A 4,363-nucleotide genomic window follows, 5' to 3' on the forward strand; every position below is an offset into this window, starting at 1 on the left:
TCAAAAGCAACTTGCTCTGACAATTTTAAAAGTCTATTTTCCATCTCCATTTAAATCTCCTCCTCAAAAGGAGATTTAATTCTGGATTTATGCTTTGTAAAAATCACTTATTGGGAGGACACTTGTACATGGTTATGATGGAAGATTGGTTTCGATCGCAGAACAAATAAAGCTCTTCCCTTTTTTGCAAATAACATATGATCTTGCTTGGAAATGGTTTGGTCTTCAGTTTAGTTATGTAGGTGTTGTTTTAAGTGTAGGTTTTTTTGTACTTTTAGATTTTTAAAGGGTACATTTTTTAATTTAAAATCTCTTTTATCACTTTTTCTAATTCTTCATTTGAAACACGAAGACCATCATGACTACTGATATAACCTTCATATTTATCAAAATAAGGATTCGCCTCTTTTACACTATGAATAGGAAGCCATTGTTGGTCTTTTTTTGTGCCGTGCAATGGAATTAATTTGCAATGCAAATGATTGATTCCATAACCTTCAAAAACAATTGCGCATCGAGCTACTTTCAAACCTTGTTCTAGAATTTTAGCTACTTTTTTAGAAGCAATTATTAAATCGTTCATGACATTTTCTGCAACTTCAAATAAATAACTAGAGTGATGTTCTTTTGGAATGACAACGGTAAATCCTTTTGTATTCGGAAATGGGGTTAAAAATGCGATAAAGAAATCATCTTCCCATATTTTAAAACATTCTTCTTTGTGCGTTGCAAAGTTACAAAATAAACATTCACTCGAATTCATATAAGTTACCTTTTAAAAAATATGGTTTATCCATAAAAAAAGAAGTTGCACTTTGATAAGTTAGCAACCAGATTTTTGTTAAAAATCTTAATTCTTAAAAAGAAATCATAAAATTCAAAGAAAGTCGAGTTTTTACTTCTATTTTTAAAATGCTTTTGTACCGAGGTATTTTCTCCAAATAGTTTCTTCTTTAATTATAAGTGTATTTTTTTTAGTTTTTTTCAAAATTTGCGATGTATTTCGTAATGAATATTTTAACTCTTCTAATAATTTTTTGTCGAAACTATTTTTATTGTCAAAATTTGCAATACCAATAGATGAGTTCATTATTTCAATATTATCAAATGAATTTATTTTAACTTTACATTGAAATGCAATTGCTAAATCATTAGAGTTTAGGTAACGCATGTTGTTTGTGTCAAAAAGTCCGCATCCACAAAAAGAAGTATATAAAAATGTTTTATCATAAATAAAATCTAACATATTAATACTCTCTTTCTGTCTAAGAAAAGTAGTTTGACTTTTAAAAGTTAAATACTCCATAAAAAAAGTAACCCATCCAGAAAGAAGTCCGCCCTGATGGAAATAATTCTCAAAAAATGCAAATAAATAATGATTGTAAATATTATTTCGCAATAAACATTTTGTGAAATTACTAAAATGTACATTGCTTTGAATTTGGGATTCTATTTTAAATGGTTTTTGATTAATATATAAAGTTGTTCTCATTAAATCAATAGAAACTTGATTTTGATCTGCTTTTGTAAATGCTTTAAAAATAGAATGAATGCTGTTTTGAGGGAATTCAAATATATGATTCATATCCTTAATTAAAAATGTATTCATTTCATTTTTATGCTGTAGCCTTTAGTAAGATCTAAATTATTATTAATAGGCACTTTGATTATTCCTTTGTTTTTTATGGGTAATAAATAGGGCTAAATTTATTTAAAAATCATATTAAACTTCTTTATTGGAGACCGTGAAAAACAATTACCAATTAATATTTATAATATATACCCATATATTTCAATATAAAATATCATATTTTTCAATAAAATATTTTATAATAAATTAACAAAGAAATACAATAAGTGTTATTTTTGTTAAATAAATCATTTATATTATAGATATTTATATATATTATGAATAAATTATTACTTTTTTGTAATTGTAATAATTTATTCATTTTTAAATAGGAAATATAATTATTTGATTTATAAGGGGCTAAATCAGATTCTAATTAAATAGGGGGATTTGTTTTTCTTTCTTTTATGATAATTATCTATATTATTTAGATAATTATCTTTTATTCAAATGCTTAAAGAGAATTTTTATATTATATTTTCTCTAAATAATATTTAAATTCTTTGCAAAATTTTCCTGTTATTTTAAGAGGATGACCTTCTATAATAGAGTTTTCATCGCATTCCTCTAAATCAAACCAACGGTAGCCAGGACTATTTTGAATATTAAAAATTTTATTTGAGACTTCATAGGAGTGTTTTTGCTTAGGAATAAAGGAACGGTTATTTAAAAAGTTATTATTAAACTTGGCTACAAGTAGCATATATTTTTTTGAGTGAAGTACCATCAATCTTTTGGTTTGAGTGATATCATGATTAAAATCTCTTTCTTTGCCGGCTTCTTCATTGAACTCACGAATGGCGCCTGTAATAGGATCCTCGCATTCTCCTAAACTGCAGTTTTTAAGTTTATTTTCTGCTAAAGCACATGAGCCACCAGGAAAATTCCACCAACTCCCCAGACTTTCACTTCGAAGTTGTAATAGCAATCTTTTTTTAGGTTTAGAAGCATCTATGACAAGAACACCACAATTTTCAACACGTTCTGTACTAGAGCCTGCAAAATAGTGAGCTACTTTTTCTTGATGAGGGAGAACCATAAATAGCTTTGTATTTGGCTTATTTTTGGAAACTTCGGCCAGAACTTTAGGGCTGTCATCATAAAAAGAATCAATTTTTGTTTCCTTTAGCTGCCCCGATTTTCCAGTGGGGGCTTAATGCAAAAAATTTCATTATTTTTAATTTGGCCAAGATGATTTTCAGCTAAAAAAATTTCTCTTTTATTTATTGAAGCAGGAGAACAAAAACTTTCGTTATGGGTAATGATATAAGGTTTATTTCCATTTTTTAAGAGAAGATCAATTTCTTTAATTAATCTTTTATTTCTTCCTTTTGTTTCCAGGATCGGTCTTGAAGGGTCATTATAATCGCCAAAAGCGGAATATTGAACTTCGGTATGCAAAACGCCATCTATATCAAATCCAATTTTGCCTCCAACAGGTCTTGCAAATGGAGACTCTTTTGGAGTATTTTCAAATAAATCATCAAAAGAGTCTTCTTGTAATGAGGCTACTTGATTCGAATTATTTTGTTTTTCTGTCTTATGGACACAACTTAATAAAAAGAATGATGATAATGTAATACGAATCAATAATTTCACTTAAAACTCCCTAATTTATACTTGTTAAAATTTACAAGTTTTTAATCAAAATCTTAATAACAATAAAGTGAATTATGATGCAATAAAAAATACATCATTCTGAATAAAAAAATATGAATCCTTATATTTATTTGAAAATATCGATATTTTTATTGTATTTTTTGAATTTAAAAAAATATGTTTAATAGGTTTTAAGTGATAAAAATCGTAAATTATTTTTAATTATAATAAATTTTTAATGGTTTATATTTTAAAGTATTAATCGTATTTTATGCAAAAATTAGTAAATATTTAATGTTTCTTTAGAAACAGAATTTCTCAATTTAATGACGAATAAATGTATAATCATTTGTCCAATTTCTTTGAATCCGAACGAAAGAATTATAATGATCTGCTGTATAGAAACTTTCACCCGTAAATGAATTATAAATAAGTCTATGTGACCCTCTGTTTATTCCTTGGTAATAGGGAATAATATCGTGTTCAATATAAAATTCTCTTTGATTATTATTTCCTTGCCACCAATTATGATGAGAGTTTAAAATAGGAAGTTGTTGCTCTCTATTATGCCATGGTTTTGTTGAATAGTAATGAATGCCACCATTATATGAAATATAATCAGTTCCAAATCGGCTCCAAGTATTTGTGTTTGAATAATTATTAATTCTTGCGTGATAAATATTATTTATCACATGATATACTTCATTCGGAATATTATTTATATTTGTAGAATAATGTGTTTGCTCTTGTTGAACTGAATTGCAATGCATTGAGTTTGCTTGAGCACAAATAAGAATGCAAAATAAGTATATAATTAAATTTTTAAAATATTTGTAATTTTTAATTAACATTTTTATTACCTTTAATTGAATCAATATTTATAAAATTAAAATTGTTTTGTAAGAAGTTCATTAGAAATAATTCTGATTTATTAAATTTTCCTTCATTATTTAAATTGTAGTCTTTTGTATTTTCACTTTTCTCAAAATCATCATTTTTTAAATATTTTAATGTAATTATATTTTCTAAATTAACAATATTTTTTTTGGTTATTTCGAAATTAGTAAACTCTAGATAAGCTTTATTTATATAATATGGTTTATCTTGAATGATATCATAAAAGTAATAATTATT

Annotated in this window: 6 protein-coding genes; all 6 read right to left on the reverse strand. The window is 25.8% G+C overall.

Going from position 1 to position 4,363, the window contains the following annotated elements:
- Positions 1 to 298 precede the first annotated feature (298 nt).
- Positions 299 to 763 carry an HIT family protein gene (locus ACIQ56_RS14945; RefSeq protein WP_397601843.1) on the reverse strand — a complete coding sequence of 155 codons (465 nt, stop codon included), beginning with the start codon at positions 761 to 763 and terminating at the stop codon, positions 299 to 301.
- A 144-nt stretch (positions 764 to 907) separates the two neighbouring features.
- The gene (locus ACIQ56_RS14950; protein ID WP_397601844.1) at positions 908 to 1,609 is read right to left on the reverse strand and encodes a hypothetical protein; all 702 of its coding nucleotides are present in this window, start codon (positions 1,607 to 1,609) and stop codon (positions 908 to 910) included.
- Between the two features lie 493 nt (positions 1,610 to 2,102).
- The gene (locus ACIQ56_RS14955) at positions 2,103 to 2,669 is read right to left on the reverse strand and encodes an NUDIX hydrolase (RefSeq protein WP_397601845.1); all 567 of its coding nucleotides are present in this window, start codon (positions 2,667 to 2,669) and stop codon (positions 2,103 to 2,105) included.
- A gap of 86 nt (positions 2,670 to 2,755) precedes the next feature.
- Positions 2,756 to 3,229: a hypothetical protein gene (locus tag ACIQ56_RS14960; protein ID WP_397601846.1), complete on the reverse strand. Its 474-nt coding sequence runs from the start codon at positions 3,227 to 3,229 to the stop codon at positions 2,756 to 2,758.
- Between the two features lie 323 nt (positions 3,230 to 3,552).
- Positions 3,553 to 4,080 carry a ribonuclease domain-containing protein gene (locus tag ACIQ56_RS14965; protein WP_397601847.1) on the reverse strand — a complete coding sequence of 176 codons (528 nt, stop codon included), beginning with the start codon at positions 4,078 to 4,080 and terminating at the stop codon, positions 3,553 to 3,555.
- Positions 4,070 to 4,363 (reverse strand): hypothetical protein (locus tag ACIQ56_RS14970; protein ID WP_397601848.1); only part of this gene is annotated, 294 nt, incomplete at its 5' end. The genes ACIQ56_RS14965 and ACIQ56_RS14970, both read right to left, overlap by 11 nt.

Origin of the sequence: Silvanigrella sp. (assembly GCF_044369315.1) — a bacterium.
In the GTDB taxonomy this organism is placed as follows: Bacteria; Bdellovibrionota_B; Oligoflexia; order Silvanigrellales; family Silvanigrellaceae; genus Silvanigrella.

What these genes read in the sequence shown, in the direction of transcription:
- ACIQ56_RS14965 (WP_397601847.1), bottom strand. Translation starts at nt 4,080, where the DNA reads ATGTTAATTAAAAATTACAAATATTTTAAAAATTTAATTATATACTTA.
- ACIQ56_RS14950 (WP_397601844.1), bottom strand. Translation starts at nt 1,609, where the DNA reads ATGAATACATTTTTAATTAAGGATATGAATCATATATTTGAATTCCCT.
- ACIQ56_RS14955 (WP_397601845.1), bottom strand. Translation starts at nt 2,669, where the DNA reads ATGGTTCTCCCTCATCAAGAAAAAGTAGCTCACTATTTTGCAGGCTCT.
- ACIQ56_RS14945 (WP_397601843.1), bottom strand. Translation starts at nt 763, where the DNA reads ATGAATTCGAGTGAATGTTTATTTTGTAACTTTGCAACGCACAAAGAA.